This is a genomic window from Hansschlegelia sp. KR7-227 (assembly GCF_049446035.1).
Taxonomy (GTDB): Bacteria; Pseudomonadota; Alphaproteobacteria; order Rhizobiales; family Methylopilaceae; genus Methylopila.
On sequence record NZ_JBMSEA010000001.1, the window covers coordinates 343,650 to 364,179 of the forward strand.

The window sequence follows — 20,530 nt, forward strand, 5'->3', positions numbered from 1 at the left end:
CTGTCGGGGCGCGCCGGGGCCTCTTAAGCCGCCTTCTGTCCGCGCTTGGCCTGCTCGGCCTCGACGGCTGCGAGCAGGATGCAGATCGCGATCCCTTCGGATGCGGCCGTCACCTCGGCGAGCGACGGGAAGGACGGCGCGAGCCGCAGATTCTGCTCCGCCGGATCCTTGCCCTGAGGCCAGGTCGCGCCGGCGCCGGTGAGCAGCAGGCCGGCCTCCTTTGCGAGCGCGACCACCCGCGAGGCCGTCCCCCGCGCCACGTCGACGCTGACGAAATAGCCGCCCTGCGGCGTGGTCCAGGTCGCGGCGCCCTTGCCGGCGAGGCGGCGCTCCAGCGCGTCGGTCACCGCCGCGAACTTCGGCGCGAGCAGCGCCCGGTGCTTGTCCATATGCGCGACCAGACCGGCGAAGTCCTTGAGGAAACGGACGTGGCGAAGCTGGTTGAGCTTGTCCGGCCCGATGGTGCGTTTGCCGGCTCGCGCGAGGTACCATTTCACGTTGGCCTCGGACGAGGCGAAGAAGGCGAGGCCGGCGCCGGCCAGCGTCATCTTTGAGGTCGAAGCGAACACGAAGGCGCGGTCGGGGGTCCCGGCCTCCGCGCAGGCGTCGAGCACGTTGAGGATCTCGCGCCCGGTCTCCGTCAGGTGATGAAGGACATAGGCGTTGTCCCAGAACAGCCGGAAATCCTTCGCGCCTGTCGTCATGGCCGCGAGGCGGCGGACCGTCTCGTCGGAATAGACGTCGCCCGAGGGGTTCGAATATTTCGGCACGCACCACATGCCCTTGACCGCCGGATCGCGGACGAGCTCCTCGACCTTGGCCATGTCCGGGCCGTCGCCGACGAGCGGCACGGGGATCGCGCGGATTCCGTATTCCTCGAGGATCGCGAAATGGCGGTCGTAGCCGGGAACGGGGCAGAGAAAGGCGATCTCGCTTTGCCTGCTCCATGGCGCCTCCGATCCCGGCACGCCTTTCAGGAGCGCCCAGACGATCGTGTCGTGCATCATCGCGAGGCTGGCGTTGTCGCCGATCACCACGCGCTCGGGCGGCGCGCCCATCGCTTGGGCGAACAGCCCGCGGGCTTCGGCGATGCCCTGCAGGCCGCCGTAGTTGCGGGCGTCCTCATGCGCGTCGGTGAAGTGGTCGCGGTTGCCCGGCAGCGCGAGCATGCCATCGGCGAGATCGAGCTGTTCCGGAGACGGCTTGCCCCGCGTCATGTCGAGCTTCAGCCCGCGGCCCTTGAAGGTCTCGTAATCAGCGCGCACGGAGGCGGCGAGGGCTTCGAGTTCAGCGGCGGACAGGTCGGCGATCACGGCAGGCGTCCTGGTCAGACTTCGGGGAGGGCTGCGACCTTAGTCGCGCGCCGCCCCCGACGCCAGACGGCTCAGGCCGGCCGGTCGGCCGCCTCGAGCCGTGGCCCCTTCGCCGCGCGCGGCCGCGCCGGCCCTCGGCGGCGCGCGCCGATCAGGCTCGAGACGGCGACCCCGAGTCCGAGGATCAGCACCCACCAGCAGGGGCGCAGGCCCAGCCGGATCGTGAAGTTCGCCTTGAGCACCCGCACGGGGTCGACGCCGGTGAAGAGCCCGTACCAGGCGGCCTCGGTGAGAGCGGTCATGAGTCCGGCGGCGACGGCGAGCCCGATGAGCCACGGCAGGCTGACGGCGCGGTCCGCCTTGGTCTGCAGCCAGCGCCACCCCATCGCCCAGAGGAACAGGCCCCACATCAACGTCGGCTCGGCGATGTCGAGCTTCGACTGCATGGCGAAATGCAGCACCGCGAGGCCGCAGATCACGTAGGTCGTCTTGTGCAGACGGTTCCATCTGTCAGCCCCGAGCCGCCGGACCGCGGCGTCGGTCGACGTGCTCCCCAGCGCGATCAGGCCGAGCAGGGCGACGAAGCCGACCGTGAGATAGACCCGGAGCGCGATCTCCGACGCGATCTTCGTCGCCTCGAAGTTCTGGTCGAGCGCGTAGAGCATGAAATGGGCGCAGGCGTAGGCCAGCGCCGCGAGCCCGACGCGTCGGCGCACGAGTTGCAGCCGCGGCCAATGCCACAGGCGGCGGAACGGCGTCACGGCTAGGGACAGCAGCAGGAAGCGCACCGCCCAGTCACCGGTGAAGTGGATCGCGGCGTAGATCGGGCGGGCGCTGTCGCGACCGATCTCTCCGAAGGCCGTGCCGCCGCCGGTCGGGCCGAAAGGCGACGCGCCGTCTGGCGCGCCGAGTCCGGGCGCGCCTTCGAAGCCCGGCGGCAGGCCGGGCGGTCCCGCGAGCGGCGCAGGCCCCGAGAAGTCGCCATGCGCCGCGCGGAACGCGAGCCAGGCGGCAGGCGCGACCAGGCCGATGAGCGTGAGCGTCATCAGCGGAGAAAAGCGACCGGAGCGGTCGTGCAGCAAACCCATGGACGGCCTTCGACTGGCGTTTGGCTTCCGAGCGGATACGCGGACCCTCGCGCGAAGATTACGCGAGCGTGTCTCACGAGAATGAGAGGGCGACCAGAACGTCCGCCTTTCCTTCAAATTTGAGGGTCGCCGCGAACTCCGATTTAGCGGATCGCTTGATAAGCTCGGCGCATCTCGGAGAACATCATGCCCTCTGCCGCGTTCCGTCGCATCGTCGAAGATTGGCGTCGCCTCGCTTCCCTCCTCCCCGCCGAAGCGCTCATCGCCTTCGGCTATGTCTGCGGCCTGGTGGCCAGCCGCGCGCTCGGTCTGGGCGCGGGGGGGCAGCCGCTGCTGACGATCGGCGCGCCGATCGCGCTCGGACTGATGTTGAGGTCCGGGCGCGAGCTCAACGTCGCGGACGCCGCCGCGATCGCCGCGGGCCATGCTGCGGTCGCGACGCTGTTCGGCGACCCCTTGGGCGTCTGGGGCTGGACGCTGGCGGGCGATCTGGTCGGAATCGCCTGCGGCTCGATCGCCTTCGCGCGTCTGCGCGCCGGCGGCTGGCTGAGCTCCTCGAGCCGCCTCGCCGCCGCCGCCGGCCTGGTGGCCCTTGTCAGTTCGCTGGCGAGCGCGCCGGTCAATCTGCTCTCCATGGCGGCGGCCGGCCACGTCTCGCCAGCCGCTCTCGGTCTGCACTTCGTGTCGGCGGCGGTCGGCTCGGCGCTCATCCTCGGCGTGATCCTGGCTTATGGCCGGGACGCCGGCGACATCGCCTGCGACGACGAACCGAGACCCCAGGCTTGGGAATACGCAGCGGCGTCGCTGCTGCTCGGCGGCGCCGTGCTCGCGCTACTCGCGGGAGGCCGCGTCGAGACCGCGCTCGGCGCGTCGTTCCTGATGCTGTGGTTCGCGCTTCGGCTCGGCCTGTTCGCGACCACGGTCGCGGCGCTCGCCTTCGCCGCCATGCTGCTCGCCTTTTCGGCGGAAGGCCAATGGCTCGCCTTTCTCGCCGGCGCGGACCCGGTCCAGACCGAGCTGCTGCGCTACGTCGCGCTGATGCTGCTCGCGGCGCCCAGCATCGTGGTCGCGACGGTGGTGCACGACCAGACCCGCCTGAAGCGGATGTTCGCCTACCGCGCCCGGCACGACGGGCTCACCCGCCTCGCCAACCGCTCGCGCTTCGTCGAGATCCTCGACGGCGCCGCCGCTTCGGCCCGGCTGCGCGGCAAGCGCTTCACGCTGCTGCTGATCGATCTCGACCGCTTCAAGAGCGTCAACGACACTTACGGCCACGCCCGCGGCGACGCGCTCCTCGTCGAAGTCGCCCGACGGATGCGCGAAACGATCCGCGCCACCGACGTCGTCGCCCGCATCGGCGGCGACGAGTTCGCCGTCGTGGCGCCGGTTCCGGCGATCGCCGACGCGATGGCGCTCGCCAGGCGGCTGGTCGAAACCGTGAACCAGCCGTTCGTGATCGACGACATCGCGTTCAAGCCCAGCATCACGGTCGGCGGCGTGCTCGGTCCGGACAGCGCGATCGATTCCCAGCATCTCATGCTGCTCGCCGACGAAGCGCTGTACGCGGCCAAAGCCGCAGGCCGCAACTGCTGGCGGTTCAGCTCCAACGAGCGCGAGCGTCGTCCCGAACCGACATGGCGTCCCGGCGACCAGGAGGCTTTCGTGGAGACCGTGCTGCTGGATTGACGGACCGCCCGACGGTCCCCGAGGGTTTGGCGCGGGCCTCAACCCTTAGGGACCGGGCGCTCATCCAAATTTTCGGCGCGGGGGTCCCCGTCTTGACGCCGCGAACCGGCGCGCGTAGGTTCCGCGCCGAATTCGCAAAGGAGCGGCACGTGTCGCGGAAGCTCATTCTCGTAATCGAGGCGTCGTTGACGGTGCGGGCCGCGTAAGGCCGCGGCCACCTTCGATGACGCCTAAGCCAAGGGCTCCCTCGCGGGCCCTTTTTTGTTGCCCGGCGTCCCTGAAGGGGGTCGGGCGGATCCAAGGTCGACAAGGCGAAAGGAACCGCCACATGACCGAGACGATGACCGGCGCCGAAATTGTCATGCGCGCGCTCGCCGACCAGGGCGTGGCCCACATCTTCGGCTATCCCGGCGGCGCGGTGCTGCCGATCTACGACGCGCTCTTCCAGCAGGAGGCGATCGAGCACATCCTCGTCCGCCACGAGCAGGGCGCGACCCACATGGCGGAGGGCTACGCGCGCTCGACCGGCAAGCCCGGCGTGGTGCTCGTCACCTCCGGTCCCGGCGCGACCAACGCGGTCACCGGACTGACCGACGCGCTGATGGATTCCATCCCGATGGTCTGCATCACCGGCCAGGTGCCGACGCATCTGATCGGCTCGGACGCGTTCCAGGAGTGCGACACGGTCGGCATCACCCGGCCCTGCACCAAGCACAATTACCTGGTGAAGGACGTCAACGACCTCGCGCAGGTGCTGCACGAGGCGTTCTACGTCGCGACCAACGGCCGTCCCGGTCCCGTCGTCGTCGACATCCCGAAAGACGTCCAGTTCGCGACCGGCAAATATGTCGGGCCGAAGAACGTCGTCCACAAGACCTACCACCCGAAGCTCAAGGGCGACGTCGACCGAGTCCGCGCCGCGATCGAGCTGCTGGCGAAGGCGAAGAGGCCGATCTTCTACACGGGCGGCGGCGTCATCAATTCCGGCCCGGAGGCGACCGCGCTGCTGCGCGAGTTCGCGGCGATGACCGGCGCTCCCGTGACGTCGACGCTGATGGGGCTCGGCGCCTATCCCGCCTCCGGCCCACAGTGGCTCGGCATGCTCGGCATGCACGGCACCTACGAGGCCAACAACGCCATGCATGACTGCGATGTCATGCTCTGCGTCGGCGCGCGCTTCGACGACCGGATCACCGGCAGGCTCGACGCCTTCTCGCCGGGCTCGAAGAAGATCCACATCGACATCGACCCGTCCTCGATCAACAAGAACGTCAAGGTCGAAGTCGGAATCATCGGCGACGTCGCCCATGTGCTCGAAGACATGGTCCGCCTGTGGCGCGCCACGTCGTCGAAGATCGACCCGGACGGCTTGAAGGACTGGTGGGCGCAGATCGACCGCTGGCGGGCGCGCAAGTGCCTGAACTACAAGCGCTCGGAGGAGACCATCAAGCCGCAGCAGGCGATCGAGCGGCTGTTCGCGCTGACCAAAGGTCCGAACACCTACGTCACCACCGAGGTCGGTCAGCACCAGATGTGGGCCGCGCAGTATTACGGCTTCGACCAGCCGAACCGCTGGATGACCTCCGGCGGCCTCGGCACGATGGGCTACGGCATGCCGGCCGCGATCGGAACGCAGGTCGCGCACCCGGACGCGCTCGTCATCGACATCGCGGGCGAGGCCTCGATCCAGATGTGCATCCAGGAGCTCTCGACGGCGGTCCAATACAACCTGCCGATCAAGATCTTCATCCTCAACAACGAGTACATGGGCATGGTGCGCCAGTGGCAGCAGCTGCTGCACGGCTCCCGCTACTCGCACTCCTACTCCGAGGCGCTGCCCGACTTCGTGCGGCTCGCCGAGGCCTACGGGGCGAGGGGGCTGCGCTGCGAGAAGCCGGGCGACCTCGACGCCACCATCAAGGCGATGATCGAGACGCCGGGTCCGGTGGTCGTCGACTGCATCGTGGACAAGCACGAGAACGTCTTCCCGATGATCCCGTCGGGCCGCGCCCACAATGAGATGCTGCTCGGCGAGGCCGGCGAGCAGACGCTCGACGACGCGATCACCGAAGAGGGCAAGATGCTGGTGTGACGCCGGCGCGGACGACGAACGTCATCCCGGACGGCCGTAAGGCCGATCCGGGATCGTACTCAAAATCCAGCGCTGTTTCTTCACGCCTCTATCCGGAAAGCACATCCCATGCGCCAACCCACCGGCTCCGCCTATTTCATGGAGGAGCACCATGAGGCGATCGCCCGCCACACGCTGGCGATCCTCGTCGACAACGAGCCCGGCGTGCTGGCGCGCGTCATCGGCCTGTTCTCCGGCCGCGGCTACAACATCGACAGCCTGACCGTCTCCGAGGTCAGCCACGAAGGCCATCTGTCCCGCATCACCGTGGTGACCACCGGCCCGAAGGACGTCGTCGAGCAGATCAAGGTGCAGCTCGACCGTCTGGTCCCGGTGCACACCGTCTTGGACCTGACGCTCACGGGCAAGTCGCTCGAGCGCGAGCTGATGCTCATCAAGGTGCGGGGCAAGGGCGAGCAGCGCGCGGAAGCGCTGCGGCTTGCGGAGGCCTTCCGCGCCCGCGTGATCGACGCGACGACCGAGAGCTTCATCTTCGAGATCACTGGCAAGCCGGACAAGCTCGACCAGTTCATCGTGCTGATGACGCCGCTCGGCGTCGTCGAGGTCTCCCGCACCGGCGTCGCCGCGATCGCGCGCGGTCCGGACGGCATGGTCGCTTGAGGCGACGGGCGGATCGCCGATACGCTGATCCGTCGCCAGCGCATTTCGGGACGACGAAGGGCCGCGTCCCGAAAGTCGCCCTTCAATTCCGGCCTCTTGTGCGCTAAACGCGCGCGGCTGGCGGAAGCGCCTCACCTGACAAAATGACATCGAGGAACGTCCTTATGCGCGTCTATTACGATCGCGACGCCGATCTCAACCTCATCAAGGGCAAGTCCGTCGCCGTGATCGGCTATGGCAGCCAGGGCCACGCGCACGCGCTCAACATGCGCGATAGCGGGGTCAAGGACGTCATCATCGGCCTGCGCCCCGGCTCCGCTACCGCCAAGAAGGCGGAAGGCGAGGGGCTCAAGGTGATGTCGCCGGCCGACGCCGCCAAGCAGTCGGACGTGGTGATGATGCTGACCCCCGACGAGCTGCAGGCCGACATCTATGTCGAGAGCCTGGAGCCGAACATGAAGGAGGGCGCCGCGCTCCTGTTCGCGCACGGCCTCAACGTCCACTTCAACCTGATCGAGCCTCGCAAGGACATCGACGTCCTGATGGTCGCGCCAAAGGGCCCCGGCCACACTGTGCGCGGCGAATATCTGCGCGGCGGCGGCGTGCCCTGCCTGATCGCGATCGCGCAGGATTCCTCCGGCAACGCCCACGATCTCGGCCTCTCCTACGCCTCCGCGATCGGCGGCGGCCGCGCCGGCATCATCGAGACCACCTTCAAGGAGGAGTGCGAGACCGACCTGTTCGGCGAACAGGTCGTGCTCTGCGGCGGTCTCGTCGAGCTGATCCGCGCCGGCTTCGAGACGCTGGTCGAGGCGGGCTACGCCCCGGAGATGGCCTATTTCGAGTGCCTGCACGAGGTGAAGCTGATCGTCGACCTCATCTATGAGGGCGGCATCGCCAACATGAACTACTCGATTTCGAACACCGCCGAATATGGCGAGTACGTCTCTGGCCCGCGCATCATCACGCCCGAGACCAAGGCCGAGATGAAGCGCGTGCTTCAGGACATCCAGGGCGGTGTGTTCACCCGCAACTGGATGCTCGAGAACAAGGTCAACCAGACCTCGTTCAAGGCGACGCGGGCGAAGAACAACGCCCATCAGATCGAGCAGGTCGGCGAGCAGCTCCGCGGCATGATGCCGTGGATCAAGGCGAAGGCCCTGGTCGACAAGACCAAGAACTGAGGGCGACGGCGGCGCCGGACGAGCCGTCCGGCGCCGCCGTCCCTTTCGGGACGCGGAAATGACCAAGCGGCCGGGCCGTTTTTTTCCCGTAAGTAGTTATACGTATTTCCGGACGCCGCTCCCGTTCTCCGTGCTTCGTCAAGGGGATCAGTTGTTAAGTTTGCTTTCATTATAATGATTTCGCATGACTTTCCGGAATCACGTCTAAGTTGAAACCGATTTTTTAGATATGGACCGCAATAACGTACCCCTCTTCTCCAGGGGTACGTTTCGATGAGTCTGATCCCAGGCACGACGACCGGCAACGACACGCTGACCGGCACCACGCTCGACGACACCATCATCGGCGACGCCGGCAACGACGTGCTGAGCGGACTGGCCGGCGACGACTCCATCACGGGCGACGCCGGAGCCGACACCATCACGGGCGGGGCCGGCGCGGACACGCTCGAGGGCGGCGCCGACAACGACACCTTCATGCTGAGCGGCGGCTTCGGCGTCGACACGATCATCGGCGGCGCGGGGGCCGACACCGCGGTGTTCTCCGGCGGGGCGAACTCGACCTTCATCCGGCTCGACGCGGACGCGGGCGTCGAGCAGATCAACATGTCGAACGCGACGCTCTCGGGCACGAGCGCCGAGGACAGGTTCGACTTCTCCGGCGTGACGACCGTCACCAACCGCGGCCGGATCGACCTGCTCGCGGGCGACGACCGGTTCACCGGATCGCAGGCGGCGGACAGCGTCGTCGGCGGCGCCGGCGACGACACGCTTATCGGAGGCGCCGGCAACGACACGCTGGACGGCGGAGAGGGCTCCGACAGCCTGCTCGGCGGCGACGGCGACGACCGGCTTGTCTCCACGGGCGCGGAACTCTTCACGAGGTTCTCAGGCGGAGCGGGCTCGGACACGCTGGCGCTGGTCGGCTCGGGAGGGGCGACCTCCATAAAGAACCTGAAGCTCGACGCCGCCGCCTCCATCGAGACGATCGCCTTCGAGACCGGCGGAGGCTTGGGCGGCACCGCAGGACGCGACAATTTCAACCTGAGCGGTGTCGCGACGCTTGTGAACGGCGCCGTCATCAACATGGGCGCCGACAAGGACGTCTTTGTGGGCTCTCAGGCGGCTGACGCCGTCAACGGCGGCGACGGCGCGGACTCGCTCGACGGCGGGGTCGGCGACGACACGCTCGAGGGCGGCTCGGGCGTCGACACCCTGCTGGGCGGCGACGGCGCCGACCGCTTCGTCTCCACCGGCGTCGAAGGCTCCACCTCGTTCAAAGGCGGGGCCGGCGCCGACACGCTGGCCTTCGTCGGATCCGCGGAGGGCGCCTCCACATTCACGCGCCTCACGCTCGACGCCGCGGCGTCTGTGGAGACGCTGCGCTTCGAGACCGGCGGCGGCCTCGGCGGCACGGCCGGCGCGGACACCTTCCGCCTGGGCGGCGTCACGACGGTCGTCAACGGTCAGACGATCGACCTCAAGGCCGGCGCGGACAGCTTCATCGGAACGCAGGCGGCCGACACGGTCCTCGGCGGCGACGGGCGCGACAAGCTCGACGGGTCCGACGGGGCCGACTCCCTCATGGGCGGAGCCGATTCCGACACGCTCACCGGCGGCGACGGCGCCGACACGCTCGATGGCGGGGCCGGCGCGGACAAGCTGACCGGCGGCGCGGGCGACGACGTCATGATCACCGCCGGCGACGACACCGGATCGTCCTTCTCCGGCGGCGCCGGCGCCGACAGGCTGGTGTTCCTTCAGGCCGCAGGCGTCGGCACGTCGGTGGCGGGACTAACCCTGAACGCCGCGGCGTCGATCGAGACGATGGACCTCACGGTCGGCAGCCTGAGCGGCACCGCCGCCGTCAACAGGTTCGACCTCAGCGGCGTCACCACCGTGATCGCGGCGAAGTCGATCGCGCTGCTCGCCGGCAATGACAGCTTCATCGGGTCGCAGGCCGCCGACATCGTCGACGGCGGCAGCGGGTCGGACACGCTCGACGGCGGCCTGGGCGCGGACAGCCTGACGGGCGGGACGGGCAACGACACCTTCGTGGTCGACAACGCCGGCGACAGCCTCGTCGAGGCGGCGAGCGGCGGGACCGACAGCGTCCTATCCTCGATCTCCTACACGCTCGCAGCTCAGATCGAGAAGCTGACGCTCACCGGAAGCGCGGCGATCAACGCCACGGGCAACGCGCTCGCCAATACGCTGACGGGCAACGCCGGCGCCAACGTCCTCGACGGCGGCGCAGGCGTCGACATCATGACGGGCGGGGCCGGCAGCGACACCTACGTCGTCGACGACGTCCGCGATCGCGTCACGGAGAGCTCCGGCGCGGCGAACGGCGTCGATCTCGTGCAGTCCTCGGCGAGTTATGTCCTCGGCCTCAACGTCGAAAAGCTCACTTTGACGGGAACGGCGGCGATCAACGCGACGGGCAACGCGCTCGACAACGTTTTGACGGGCAACGCCGGCGCCAACACGCTCGACGGCGACAGCGGCGCCGACACCATGGCGGGCGGGGCGGGCGACGACGTCTACGTCGTCAGGGACGCCGGCGACGTGGTGACGGAAGGCGCGAACGCCGGCGTCGACACGGTCAAGTCGTGGCTGAGCTACTCGCTAACCGGAAATGTCGACAACCTGACCCTCCTGGGGTCGGCGACCGACGGAACCGGCAACTCGCTCGCCAACGTGTTGACCGGCAACTCGCGCGCCAACGTGCTGAATGGCAACGCGGGCGCCGACACGATGGCCGGAGGATCGGGGAGCGACCTTTACATCGTCGACAACGCCGGCGACGTGGTCACCGAGACCGGCGTCTCGGGAACGGACATTGTGCAGTCGAGCGCCTCCTTCACGCTCGGCTCCTATGTCGAGAACCTGACGCTGACCGGCTCCGGCGCGCTGAGCGGAACGGGCAACACGCTCCGGAACGTCATCGAGGGCAACGGCGGCGCCAATGACCTCGACGGCGGGCTTGGCTCCGACGCGCTCACCGGCGGAGCGGGCGCCGACAACTTCGTGTTCTCCACGAAGCTCGGCAGCTTGAACGTGGACAAGATCGCCGACTTCACGGTCGCCGACGACACGATCAAGCTCGACGACGCCGTCTTCGCCGGGCTGACTGCGGGCGCGCTGGACGTGGGCGCGTTGGTGCTGGGCACGGCGGCGCTCGACGCCGATGACCGCATCATCTACGACGCCGGGACCGGCTCGCTGTTCTTCGACCGCGACGGCCTCGGCGGCGCCAAAGCGGTCAAGTTCGCGACCCTGGGCGAGGGCCTTGTGCTCACGAACGCGGATTTCGACGTGATCTGAAGACGCCAGTCCTTTCGAGCGACATCGGCGCGCGGCCGGCTTCAGTCTCTGAGGCCGGCCGCGGTCGTTTCAACGACTGGCGGATGCGATTCTGCTCCGCGCGACGGCGCCCGCTGCCCTCGGATCTCATCGACCGACGGCTCCAACGATCCGCGCGCTTACAGAATGAAATCGACCGCCGTCAACGCGATCTGGCCATCGAGCCTGAGCGTGAAGTCGGCGCGGCCGTCGCCGTCGCGGTCGCCGGTCAGCAGCGTGTCGCCGGAGGCGAAGCCGTAGCGCAGTTCGCCGGCGTGAGCCCCGAAGGCGTCGCGGCCAATGAAGGCGAAGGCGTCGTTGCGGGGCGTTCCCGCACGGGCGTCGATCGCCGACAGCGCGATGCGATCATCCCCGTTTCCGAAGTCGAGGATCAGGTCGCCGGACGTCTCTGCAATGGCGTTGAAGCGGAACAGGTCGGCTCCGTTTCCGCCCGAGAGCCTGTCCGCACCGGCTGCGCCTTCCAGCGTGTCCATGCCGTTGCCGCCCATGACGACGTCGGCCCCGCCGTAGCCGCGCAGCAGATTGTGCGCGCCGTTGCCGACGAGCACGTCGCCCTTGGACCCGCCATAGCCGCGCTCGATGGTCGTGTCGTGAGCGATCGCGAGGTTCTTGACGTGGCCGTTGAGGTTCGAGAACGCGCCGGGGCGCAGATCGAGCCTCGCCGCGGCGCCCAGCCCGCGCAGGTCGATCGTGTCTGTCCCGCCGGTGTCAGAGATCGTGAAGGCGGCGTCGGGATTGGCGGCGAAATCATAGTGGCCGGATCGGCCGTAGTCCGTGTCGCCCGCGTTCACGGGCCGCGCGCCGTAGAGCTCCCGGATCGCTGCGATGTCGGCGATCCCCGGAGTCGCAAGGTTGAGATCGGTCGCGTCGCCGAAATTCGACTGCACGAAATAGGACATCACCGAATACTGGTTGGTGTCCTTGGTGAAGATCGCGTCGCGGTCCCAGTTCGCGTCGCCGTCGTAGTCGCCGCCGTGATAGAGGCCGAGCGCGTGGCCGATCTCGTGGATGAACGTCTGGAGCCCGTAGTCGCCGATCCCCCAGCGCTCGTCGGCTGGATAGCCGTCCATCCAGTCTTTTCCGATGCTGATGTCGGCGTCGGTGAGTTCATCGCCCCGCCACGCGGTGGAGCAGTAGCCGGCGCCGGGCTCCTCATTGTCGGCGGTTATGTCGGCGCTCGCGCTCGACGTCAGCGTGAAGGTGATCCCGGTCGTCATCGTCCAGGCCTGCAGCGCGAGCTTCGCCGACTCCAGCATCGGAGCGGAGACGTAGCGGCCGCTTGTCAGCCCCGTCAGGTTGACGGTTAGAGTCGCAGCCGGCCAGGCGTAGCGTTCGTCGCCGGCGCCGCCCGCGAGATAGTCGACGTAACGGTCGAACGAGGCGTCGCTCGGCGCCATGCGGGTCTCCTTCCGGTCTCGAGGCGAGGCCTCTCAGCGCCGATTCGCGTGGACGATAATCGACCTATCAGTTCGCGTCGGCGACCATTTCCCCGAGCCGAGGTAAACTGATCGTGCCGCGCAGGCGCATTGCGCGGACCCCGGAAACCGGGAACAACAGCAGCGATCCTGACGCTCTCGGACCTTCCGGCCCCTTATGACCTTCGACAGCGTGCTGACCGCCGTGCTCGACTTCGTGCGCGAACACGAGGCGTGGGCGCCCTTCATCGTGTTCGCCCTGGCGTTCCTCGAGTCGATCGTCGGTCTCTCCCTCGCCGTGCCCTCGACTCCGCTCTTCGTGGGGGTCGGCGCGCTGATCGGGGCGAGCCAGATCGCGTTCTGGCCGATCTTCGCGGGCGTCGCCCTCGGCGGCTTCATCGGCGACTGGGTGTCCTACGCGCTCGGCCTGCACTTCAAGGACCAAGTCATGGAGTGGAAGGCGGTGAAGGCGAAGCCGCAGCTGATCCTGCGCACCCGGGGTCTAATCGAAAAATGGGGCATGGCGGCGGTGTTCGTCGGCCGCTTCATCAGCCCGATCCGATCCTTCGTGCCCTTCGTCGCCGGCATGTTCCAGATGCCGGCCGTCGCGTTCCAGCTCGCCAATGCGAGTTCCGCGGTGGTCTGGGCCTATGTGCTGCTGGCGCCGGGCTCAGCTCTGCTGCGGGATTACATGGCCTAGGCTCCGCGATCGCGCACGTCGCCGCTCCGAACTCGACGGCGCCGACCCGCCAACGGTAGAACTCGGGCCAGTTCCTTCGGCCGGACTTGCGCGTCCGGCGCACCCATGACGTTCCGCCATGAACATCCTGTCGATCCAGTCCCACGTCGCCTACGGCCATGTCGGCAACGCCTCCGCCGCGTTTCCGATGCAGCGGCTCGGCCATGAGGTCTGGGCGGTCAACACCGTGCAGTTCTCCAACCACACCGGCTACGGCGCCTGGCGGGGCCCGGTGTTCCCGGCCGAGGCGATCCGAGAGGTCGTCACGGGCATCGAGGAGCGCGGCGTGCTGCCGTCCTGCGACGGCGTGCTGTCGGGCTACATGGGCGACGCGGCGATCGGCGAGACGATCCTCGACGCCGTCGCCCGTGTGAAGGCCGCCAATCCGACCGCGCTCTATGCGTGCGACCCGGTCATCGGCGACGTCGGTCGCGGGGTGTTCGTGCGGCCGGGCATCCCGGAATTCATGCGCGACCGCGCGCTGCCCGCGGCCGACGTCGTCACCCCCAACCAGTTCGAGCTCGAGTTTCTCGCCGGGGCGCAGGTGACCAGCCTCGACGCCGCCAAGGCCGCGGCCGGCGCGCTGCTCGCCCGCGGTCCGCGCGTCGCGCTCGTCACCAGCCTGCAGACGGCGGAGACTCCCGCGGACTCGATCGAGATGGTGGCGGTCGACGGGGAGGGGGCCTGGCGGCTGCGCACGCCGCTGCTTCCGGTCTCGGTCAACGGGGCGGGCGACGCGATCGCCGCGCTGTTCTTCGTCCACCTCCTGACCACCGGATCGGCCGCAGAAGCGCTTTCCAGGGCGTCGTCGTCGGTCTACGGCGTCCTGAAGGCGACCGCGGCTGCGGGCTCACGCGAAATCCTGACCGTCGCGGCGCAGGATGAGTTCGTCGCGCCAAGCGAAGTGTTCGCGCCCGAGCCGTGCTAAGCGGAGCGCCATGTCCCGTCTCTATGTGATCCTCGACGTCTTCGCCGACCGCGCCTATGCCGGCAACCCGCTCGCCGTGGTGCTCGACGCGCAGGGGCTCGACACGGCCGGCATGCAGGCGATCGCGCGCGAGTTCAATCTCAGCGAAACCGTCTTCCTGCTGCCTGCGGAGGACGACACGCGCAAGGCCCGGCTCCGGATCTTCACGCCCGAGACCGAACTGCCGTTCGCAGGCCATCCGACCGTTGGGACCGCCGTCCTGCTCGGGCTGATGGACGCCGTCGCCGGCAAGGGCCGAGAGGCCGTCTTCGAGGTCGAGGAGCAGGTCGGCGTCATCTCCTGCCGCGCGACCGCGACGGCAAGGCGCGCCGGCCGCGCCGAATTCACTCTGGCGCGCCTGCCGGCGCCGGGCGGACCGGCGCCCGCGCCGTCCGCGATCGCCGCGGCGCTCGGCCTCGACGAGTCCGATATCGGCTTCGGCGCGCATGCGGTCTCGGTTTTGGACGCCGGCAACGCGTTCTGCTTCGTGCCGGTCGCGTCGCTCGACGCGCTTGGGCGCGCCCGTGTCGACGGCGCCGCCTGGAACGCCGCTCTGAAGGACAGCCCGGCGCGCGGCGCCTTCCTTTACACGAGCGAGACCGGCGACCCCGCTTACGCCTACCGGGCCCGCATGCTGCGGCCGAACGCCAGCGAGGATCCCGCAACCGGCTCCGCCGTTGCGGCCTTCGCGGGCGTCGTCATGGCGTTCGACCGCCCCGCCGACGGCGTCCGCCGGCTGACCGTCGCGCAAGGCTTCGAGATGGCGCGGCCGAGCCTGATCGAGCTCGGACTGACGGTCGCGGGCGGAGCGTTGGTCTCCGCCACGATCGGCGGCGCCGCGGTGGTGGCGGCCGAAGGGACGCTGTTTTCGTGACCGTCACGCGGATCGAGCGCGTCGACGGCTTCGACGGCCGCCTGTTGCCGGGATCGTCGCCGATCGAACAGACCGAGCGCTCGGCGATCGCCGCAGGCTGGGCGAAGGCGACGGCGGCCAATCCGCGCCTGTTCAACGGCAAGGTGCTGCTGGCCGACGAGGTCGCGGTCGTCGGGCGCCGCCTCCGCCTCGGCTATATCGAAGCGAACTTTGCCACCTATCTCTGGCTCAGGGATCGGGGCGGCGTGGAGCAAAGGCTCCTGAACGCGTTCGGAGCCGCCGCGGTCGTCTCCTCTGACGGCAAGGTCCTGCTCGCCCGCATGGCGAAGGGCTCGGCGAATGAGGGGCTGATCTATTTCCCGGCCGGCACGCCGGACCGGGACGATCTCGTCGGCGACGTCGTCGATCTCGACGGCTCGATCGATCGCGAGCTCGCGGAGGAGACTGGGATCGTCGCGCCGCTCGCGCGTCCGGCGGAGCGACGCGTCGCGATCTGGGACGGGCGCTACGTCGCCTGCGTCCGCCGCATCGACGTCGATCTGACGGCGGCGGAAATTGAGGAACGCGTGGGGGCGCATCTCGCCGCCGAGCGCGCGCCCGAACTCGACGCGCTCTACTTCGTGCGCTCCGCCGACGAGGCGCCGGACGGCGCGCTCGACTACGTCCGGGCGGCGTTGCCGCATCTGCTCGGGGCCTGACCAGGGTCCCGCTCCCCTCCGGCGAGCGCATGCCGCGTAAGGGCAGCTGGGCGAGACAAGCGATTCCTTCATTGATCTGAAAGCCCGGAACACGTACATCTGCCCCATGTTCGCGTCGGCTTCGCCGGCGCCATAGCGGACTTCGGACAGGTCATGCGCGCGAGCGGCGTCACCAACGCGGACCGGACGACGGCCTTTTCGGCCGGCGCGGTCGCGCGCGCGCTCCTTCGGCTCTCGCTTACCCGCCCCTGAGGGCCGGCCGGGCGACGTCGCCCTGGCGCTCAGGGGACCGGACGAGCAAGCCGACACGCATCCGATTGCGCCGCCCGTCATTTCAGCGTTGACGCGGTTCGGCGCCCCCGACCCAAGGACTTCCGACATGACCGCAATTTCCGACCGCGTCGTCATTTTCGACACGACGCTGCGCGACGGCGAGCAATGCCCCGGCGCGACCATGACCTTCGAGGAAAAGCTCGAGGTGGCGAGCCTGCTCGACAAGATGGGCGTCGACATTATCGAGGCCGGCTTCCCGATCGCCTCGAACGGCGACTTCGAGGCCGTCGCCGAGATCGCCCGCCGCACCGAAAACGCCACCGTCGCCGGTCTCGCCCGCGCGATTTCCGGCGACATCGCCCGCGCCGGCGAAGCGGTGCGCCACGCGCGGCGCGGCCGCATCCACACCTTCGTCTCGACCTCGCCGATCCATCTCGCGCATCAGATGCGCAAGACCGAGGATCAGGTGATCGAGATCATCGCCGCGACCGTCGCGCAGGCCCGCAATCTCGTCGAGGACGTCGAGTGGTCGGCGATGGACGCGACGCGCACCTCGATCGACTATCTCTGCCGCGCCGTCGAGACCGCGATCAAGGCCGGCGCCACCACGATCAACCTGCCGGACACGGTCGGCTACGCCACGCCTGAGGAATATGGCGACATGTTCCGCCAGATTCGCGCGCGCGTGCCGAACGCCGACAAGGCGATCTTCTCCACCCATTGCCACAACGACCTCGGTCTCGCGGTCGCGAACTCTCTCGCCGGCGTCGCCGGCGGGGCGCGCCAGATCGAATGCACGATCAACGGCATCGGCGAGCGCGCGGGCAACGCCGCGCTCGAGGAGATCGTGATGGCGCTGAAAACCCGTCGCGACGTCCTGCCCTACGAGACCGGCGTCGAGAGCACGATGCTGACCCGCGCCTCGCGCCTGGTGTCGGCCGCGACCTCGTTCCCGGTGCAGTACAACAAGGCGATCGTCGGCAAGAACGCCTTCAGCCATGAGAGCGGCATTCACCAGGACGGCATGCTCAAGCACAACGAGACCTACGAGATCATGACGCCGGCCTCCGTCGGCCTGTCGCGCACCTCGCTGGTCATGGGCAAGCATTCCGGCCGCGCCGCCTTCAAGGACAAGCTGAAGGCGATGGGCTACGAGCTCGGCGAGAACGCGCTGCAGGACGCGTTCCAGCGCTTCAAGGACCTCGCCGACCGCAAGAAGCACGTCTATGACGAGGACATCGAGGCTCTGGTCGACAACCAGATCGCCTCGGCGCACGACCGCATCAAGGTGCTGTCGCTGACCGTCATCGCCGGCACGATGGGCCCGCAGCAGGCGACGCTGACCCTCGACATCGACGGCGTGCACACCACCGTGCAGTCCTCCGGCAACGGGCCCGTCGACGCGATCTTCAACGCCATCCGGCGGGTGATCCCGCACGAGGCCAGGCTCGCGCTCTATCAAGTCCACGCCGTCACCGAAGGCACCGACGCGCAGGCGGAAGTGTCGGTGCGGCTGGAGGAGGGCGACAAGACCGTCACCGCCAAGGTCGCCGACCCCGACACGTTGGTCGCCTCCGCCAAGGCCTATGTCGCCGCGCTGAACAAGCTCTCCGCCAAGCGCGGCCAGCTGAACGCGCAGGCGGCGATCAGCGCGTAGCGGCGCCTCGTCGGCGCGGGCTTTCGGCCTGCGTCGACGCCGCTGGCTTTCGCGGGGCCGCTGGGGCATGACCGGGACGCCCGCCATCCGGTACGCCTCGCCTGTGCTCCAGCCGCCGAACTCCCGAAACGACGCGCGTGACGCCGCCCTCGCGGTGTTCGCGCTCGCGATGGCCCCGGCGATCGGCCTGGGCATCGGCCGGTTCGCCTATGCGCTGGTGCTGCCCGACATGCAGGCGGCCTTTGGCTGGAGCTACGCGCAGGCGGGAACGCCCAACGCGTTGAACGCTCTGGGCTATCTCCTCGGCGCGATGGTCGCCTCGCGGATCGCGGCCGCCACAGGCGCGCTGCGGCTCGTGATTGTGAGTTCGATCGTGGCCGCGGCCTGCACCGCGCTCAGCGCCGTGGCGACAGGTCTGGTCACGCTGTCGGCGCTGCGGCTCGTCGCCGGCGTCGCGGGAGCCTTCGGGCTGGTCGCAGGGGGCGCCACGGCGATCGCGATCGCCGAACGCGCGGGCCGCCGCGGGGCGCTCGTCATCGCGCTGTTCTACGCGGGGCCGCCCGCCGGTATCGTCATGTCCGCCCTCGCGACGCCGGCCGCCCTGTCGGTCCACGCGATCGAAGGCTGGCGCGCGGCGTGGGGCGCGCTGGGGATCGTGTCGTTCCTGCTTCTGCTCGCCTTCCTCGCGCCGCCGCTGCGCAGGGCGGCCGTCGCGCTCGGGGCGAAGCCGAGCGCTGCGCGAGCCCCGGCTCCGTTGCGGCGGCTCTGGCCGCTGCTGGCTGGTTACGCGATCTTTGGCGCGGGCTACATCACCTACATGACCTTCATGATCGCCTTCTTGCGCGAGGGCGGCGCGAACGTGTGGCGGGAGGCTGCGTTCTGGTCGACGCTCGGCGTCGCGGGGATGGCGTCTCCCTGGGCGTTTTCCCGCGTGCTCGGTCGACTCAATGGCGGATGGGGCGTCGCCGCGGCGATCGCGGTCACCACGCTCGGCGGCGCGGCGCCGCTGGTCGCGCGAACCCTACCGGCCGAATTCGCCTCCGCCGTGGTGTTCGGCGTCGGCATGTTCGCGACGACGGCGGCGACCACGGTCTTCGTCCGGCGCAATCTCGCGCCGGCCGCGTGGGCCTCCGGCGTCGGCGCGCTGACCGTCGCGTTCAGCCTTGGACAGACGGCGGGGCCGCTTCTGACCGGACTCGTCACCGACCATTTCGGCGACCTGAACGCGGGTCTTGCGGCCGGGGCGGCGATGCTCGTCATGGGCGCGGCCTTGTCGGCCGCCCAGCGCGAACTCGCCGCAAAGCCTGTTGCGCCAGCCCGCCGTATGCCGGATGATCAAATTTAAGAGCGGACGTTTCACGTCTTGCGCCAAAGGGTTGACGACCTGCTGATGGTCGGCCGACAGGGAAGACGGCGGTCAACCGCCGCGTCCAAAGGGGAACGTCCTGTGAAAGCACCGCGCATTTACACGCTCGCAGCCGCGGCCGTGATGGCCCTCGCCGTCGCCGGCCCCGCGGCCGCCGAATATCCCGAACGGCCGATCACGATGGTGGTGCCTTTCTCCGCCGGCGGCCCGACCGACACGGTCTCCCGCCTCGTCGCGGAATCGATGGGCAAGGACCTCGGTCAGCAGATCGTCATCGAGAACGTCGGCGGCGCCGGCGGCACGCTCGGCTCCAGCCGCGTCGCGAAGGCCGATCCGGACGGCTACACCCTCCTCCTGCACCACATCGGCATGTCGACCGCGGCGACGCTGTACCGCAAGCTGCCCTACGACACGCTCAACGCCTTCGATTATGTCGGCCTCGTCACCGACGTGCCGATGACGCTGGTCGCGCGCTCCGACTTCGAGCCGAAGGACCTCAAGGGGCTTATCGAGTACGCCAAAGCCAACAAGGACAAGGTGACCTACGCCAACGCCGGCGTTGGCGCGGCGTCGCATCTGTGCGGCATGCTGTTCATGAGCAAGATCGAGACCCAGCTCACGACCGTCCCATACAAGGGCACCGGTCCGGCGATGACCGACCTTGTCGGCAAGCAGGTCGACATGATGTGCGACCAGACGACCAACACCACGAACCAGATCAAGGCCGGCAAGATCAAGGCTTACGCCGCGACGACCAAGGAGCGGGTGTCTTCGCTGCCCGATCTGCCGACGGCGGAGGAGGCGGGCCTGCCGGGCTTCGAGGTCGGCATCTGGCACGGCATCTACGCCCCGAAGGGCACGCCGCCGGAGATCGTCAAGAAGCTGTCCGCGTCGCTGCAGAAGGCGCTCAAGGATCCCACGGTGGTGCAGCGCTTCGCCGATCTCGGCACCAAGCCGTCGACCGACGCAGAGGCGACCCCTGAGGCGCTGAAGGCGAAACTCACCTCCGAGATCGAGCGCTGGGCCCCCGTCATCAAGGCCGCCGGCGTCTACGCCGACTGAGACCGAAGCGGCCCCGGCGCTCCCAGCGCCGGGGCCGCTTCCGCATTCGACGCCCGGCATCCGGGCGACTCCCCCAGGAAAAGAAGAGCG

At 68.8% G+C, this 20,530-nt stretch carries 15 protein-coding genes; 12 read left to right on the forward strand and 3 right to left on the reverse strand.

Annotation, left to right across the window (positions count from 1 at the left end):
- Nucleotides 1-23: 23 nt before the first annotated feature.
- Together ACO2RJ_RS01535 and ACO2RJ_RS01540 are read right to left on the reverse strand one after the other, a co-directional pair.
- Complete coding sequence (locus tag ACO2RJ_RS01535; protein WP_423266251.1) at nucleotides 24-1,313, reverse strand: aminotransferase class I/II-fold pyridoxal phosphate-dependent enzyme; 1,290 nt, start codon at nucleotides 1,311-1,313, stop codon at nucleotides 24-26.
- 71 nt (nucleotides 1,314-1,384) lie between these two features.
- Nucleotides 1,385-2,401: a sulfite oxidase heme-binding subunit YedZ gene (locus ACO2RJ_RS01540; RefSeq protein ID WP_423266252.1), complete on the reverse strand. Its 1,017-nt coding sequence runs from the start codon at nucleotides 2,399-2,401 to the stop codon at nucleotides 1,385-1,387.
- A gap of 186 nt (nucleotides 2,402-2,587) precedes the next feature.
- On the opposite strand from ACO2RJ_RS01540, the gene ACO2RJ_RS01545 reads away from it, so the two are divergent.
- The 5 genes from ACO2RJ_RS01545 (at nucleotide 2,588) to ACO2RJ_RS01565 (ending at nucleotide 11,350) form a co-directional block, all read left to right on the forward strand.
- Nucleotides 2,588-4,087 carry a diguanylate cyclase domain-containing protein gene (locus tag ACO2RJ_RS01545; protein ID WP_423266253.1) on the forward strand — a complete coding sequence of 500 codons (1,500 nt, stop codon included), beginning with the start codon at nucleotides 2,588-2,590 and terminating at the stop codon, nucleotides 4,085-4,087.
- A 328-nt stretch (nucleotides 4,088-4,415) separates the two neighbouring features.
- On the forward strand, nucleotides 4,416-6,179 hold the full coding sequence (locus ACO2RJ_RS01550; RefSeq protein ID WP_423266254.1) for an acetolactate synthase 3 large subunit: 1,764 nt from the start codon (nucleotides 4,416-4,418) through the stop codon (nucleotides 6,177-6,179).
- Nucleotides 6,180-6,287: 108 nt separating this feature from the next.
- Nucleotides 6,288-6,839, forward strand: a complete 552-nt coding sequence (ilvN, locus tag ACO2RJ_RS01555; protein ID WP_423266255.1) for an acetolactate synthase small subunit — start codon at nucleotides 6,288-6,290, stop codon at nucleotides 6,837-6,839.
- A gap of 164 nt (nucleotides 6,840-7,003) precedes the next feature.
- On the forward strand, nucleotides 7,004-8,023 hold the full coding sequence (gene ilvC / locus ACO2RJ_RS01560) for a ketol-acid reductoisomerase (protein WP_423266256.1): 1,020 nt from the start codon (nucleotides 7,004-7,006) through the stop codon (nucleotides 8,021-8,023).
- A gap of 273 nt (nucleotides 8,024-8,296) precedes the next feature.
- Nucleotides 8,297-11,350: a beta strand repeat-containing protein gene (locus ACO2RJ_RS01565; protein ID WP_423266257.1), complete on the forward strand. Its 3,054-nt coding sequence runs from the start codon at nucleotides 8,297-8,299 to the stop codon at nucleotides 11,348-11,350.
- A gap of 158 nt (nucleotides 11,351-11,508) precedes the next feature.
- On the opposite strand, the gene ACO2RJ_RS01570 is transcribed toward ACO2RJ_RS01565, so the two are convergent.
- Entirely contained in the window at nucleotides 11,509-12,786 is a 1,278-nt protein-coding gene (locus ACO2RJ_RS01570) for a M10 family metallopeptidase (RefSeq protein WP_423266258.1), read from the reverse strand.
- Nucleotides 12,787-12,982: 196 nt separating this feature from the next.
- On the opposite strand from ACO2RJ_RS01570, the gene ACO2RJ_RS01575 reads away from it, so the two are divergent.
- The 7 genes from ACO2RJ_RS01575 to ACO2RJ_RS01605 all read left to right on the forward strand — a co-directional run bounded on the left by ACO2RJ_RS01575 (nucleotide 12,983) and on the right by ACO2RJ_RS01605 (nucleotide 20,440).
- Complete coding sequence (locus ACO2RJ_RS01575) at nucleotides 12,983-13,504, forward strand: DedA family protein (RefSeq protein ID WP_423266259.1); 522 nt, start codon at nucleotides 12,983-12,985, stop codon at nucleotides 13,502-13,504.
- Between the two features lie 118 nt (nucleotides 13,505-13,622).
- The gene (pdxY, locus tag ACO2RJ_RS01580) at nucleotides 13,623-14,471 is read left to right on the forward strand and encodes a pyridoxal kinase PdxY (protein ID WP_423266260.1); all 849 of its coding nucleotides are present in this window, start codon (nucleotides 13,623-13,625) and stop codon (nucleotides 14,469-14,471) included.
- Nucleotides 14,472-14,481: 10 nt separating this feature from the next.
- Nucleotides 14,482-15,384, forward strand: a complete 903-nt coding sequence (locus ACO2RJ_RS01585) for a PhzF family phenazine biosynthesis protein (protein WP_423266261.1) — start codon at nucleotides 14,482-14,484, stop codon at nucleotides 15,382-15,384.
- Nucleotides 15,381-16,082 carry an NUDIX hydrolase gene (locus ACO2RJ_RS01590; RefSeq protein WP_423266262.1) on the forward strand — a complete coding sequence of 234 codons (702 nt, stop codon included), beginning with the start codon at nucleotides 15,381-15,383 and terminating at the stop codon, nucleotides 16,080-16,082. The genes ACO2RJ_RS01585 and ACO2RJ_RS01590 overlap by 4 nt, the downstream gene beginning before the upstream one ends.
- Nucleotides 16,083-16,461: 379 nt before the next feature.
- Nucleotides 16,462-18,012 (forward strand): 2-isopropylmalate synthase, encoded by a 1,551-nt coding sequence (locus tag ACO2RJ_RS01595; RefSeq protein WP_423266263.1) that lies wholly within the window; start codon nucleotides 16,462-16,464, stop codon nucleotides 18,010-18,012.
- A 67-nt stretch (nucleotides 18,013-18,079) separates the two neighbouring features.
- Complete coding sequence (locus ACO2RJ_RS01600) at nucleotides 18,080-19,357, forward strand: YbfB/YjiJ family MFS transporter (RefSeq protein WP_423266264.1); 1,278 nt, start codon at nucleotides 18,080-18,082, stop codon at nucleotides 19,355-19,357.
- Nucleotides 19,358-19,501: 144 nt separating this feature from the next.
- Nucleotides 19,502-20,440 carry a tripartite tricarboxylate transporter substrate binding protein BugD gene (locus ACO2RJ_RS01605; RefSeq protein WP_423268885.1) on the forward strand — a complete coding sequence of 313 codons (939 nt, stop codon included), beginning with the start codon at nucleotides 19,502-19,504 and terminating at the stop codon, nucleotides 20,438-20,440.
- Nucleotides 20,441-20,530: the final 90 nt, after the last annotated feature.

Excerpts from the sequence above, each read along its gene's own strand:
- ACO2RJ_RS01565 (WP_423266257.1), top strand. The coding sequence starts at position 8,297 with ATGAGTCTGATCCCAGGCACGACGACCGGCAACGACACGCTGACCGGC.
- ilvN (WP_423266255.1), top strand. The coding sequence starts at position 6,288 with ATGCGCCAACCCACCGGCTCCGCCTATTTCATGGAGGAGCACCATGAG.
- ACO2RJ_RS01600 (WP_423266264.1), top strand. The coding sequence starts at position 18,080 with ATGACCGGGACGCCCGCCATCCGGTACGCCTCGCCTGTGCTCCAGCCG.
- ACO2RJ_RS01545 (WP_423266253.1), top strand. The coding sequence starts at position 2,588 with ATGCCCTCTGCCGCGTTCCGTCGCATCGTCGAAGATTGGCGTCGCCTC.
- ACO2RJ_RS01575 (WP_423266259.1), top strand. The coding sequence starts at position 12,983 with ATGACCTTCGACAGCGTGCTGACCGCCGTGCTCGACTTCGTGCGCGAA.
- ACO2RJ_RS01585 (WP_423266261.1), top strand. The coding sequence starts at position 14,482 with ATGTCCCGTCTCTATGTGATCCTCGACGTCTTCGCCGACCGCGCCTAT.
- ACO2RJ_RS01570 (WP_423266258.1), bottom strand. The coding sequence starts at position 12,786 with ATGGCGCCGAGCGACGCCTCGTTCGACCGTTACGTCGACTATCTCGCG.
- ACO2RJ_RS01550 (WP_423266254.1), top strand. The coding sequence starts at position 4,416 with ATGACCGAGACGATGACCGGCGCCGAAATTGTCATGCGCGCGCTCGCC.
- ACO2RJ_RS01605 (WP_423268885.1), top strand. The coding sequence starts at position 19,502 with ATGGCCCTCGCCGTCGCCGGCCCCGCGGCCGCCGAATATCCCGAACGG.
- pdxY (WP_423266260.1), top strand. The coding sequence starts at position 13,623 with ATGAACATCCTGTCGATCCAGTCCCACGTCGCCTACGGCCATGTCGGC.
- ACO2RJ_RS01540 (WP_423266252.1), bottom strand. The coding sequence starts at position 2,401 with ATGGGTTTGCTGCACGACCGCTCCGGTCGCTTTTCTCCGCTGATGACG.
- ACO2RJ_RS01595 (WP_423266263.1), top strand. The coding sequence starts at position 16,462 with ATGACCGCAATTTCCGACCGCGTCGTCATTTTCGACACGACGCTGCGC.
- ilvC (WP_423266256.1), top strand. The coding sequence starts at position 7,004 with ATGCGCGTCTATTACGATCGCGACGCCGATCTCAACCTCATCAAGGGC.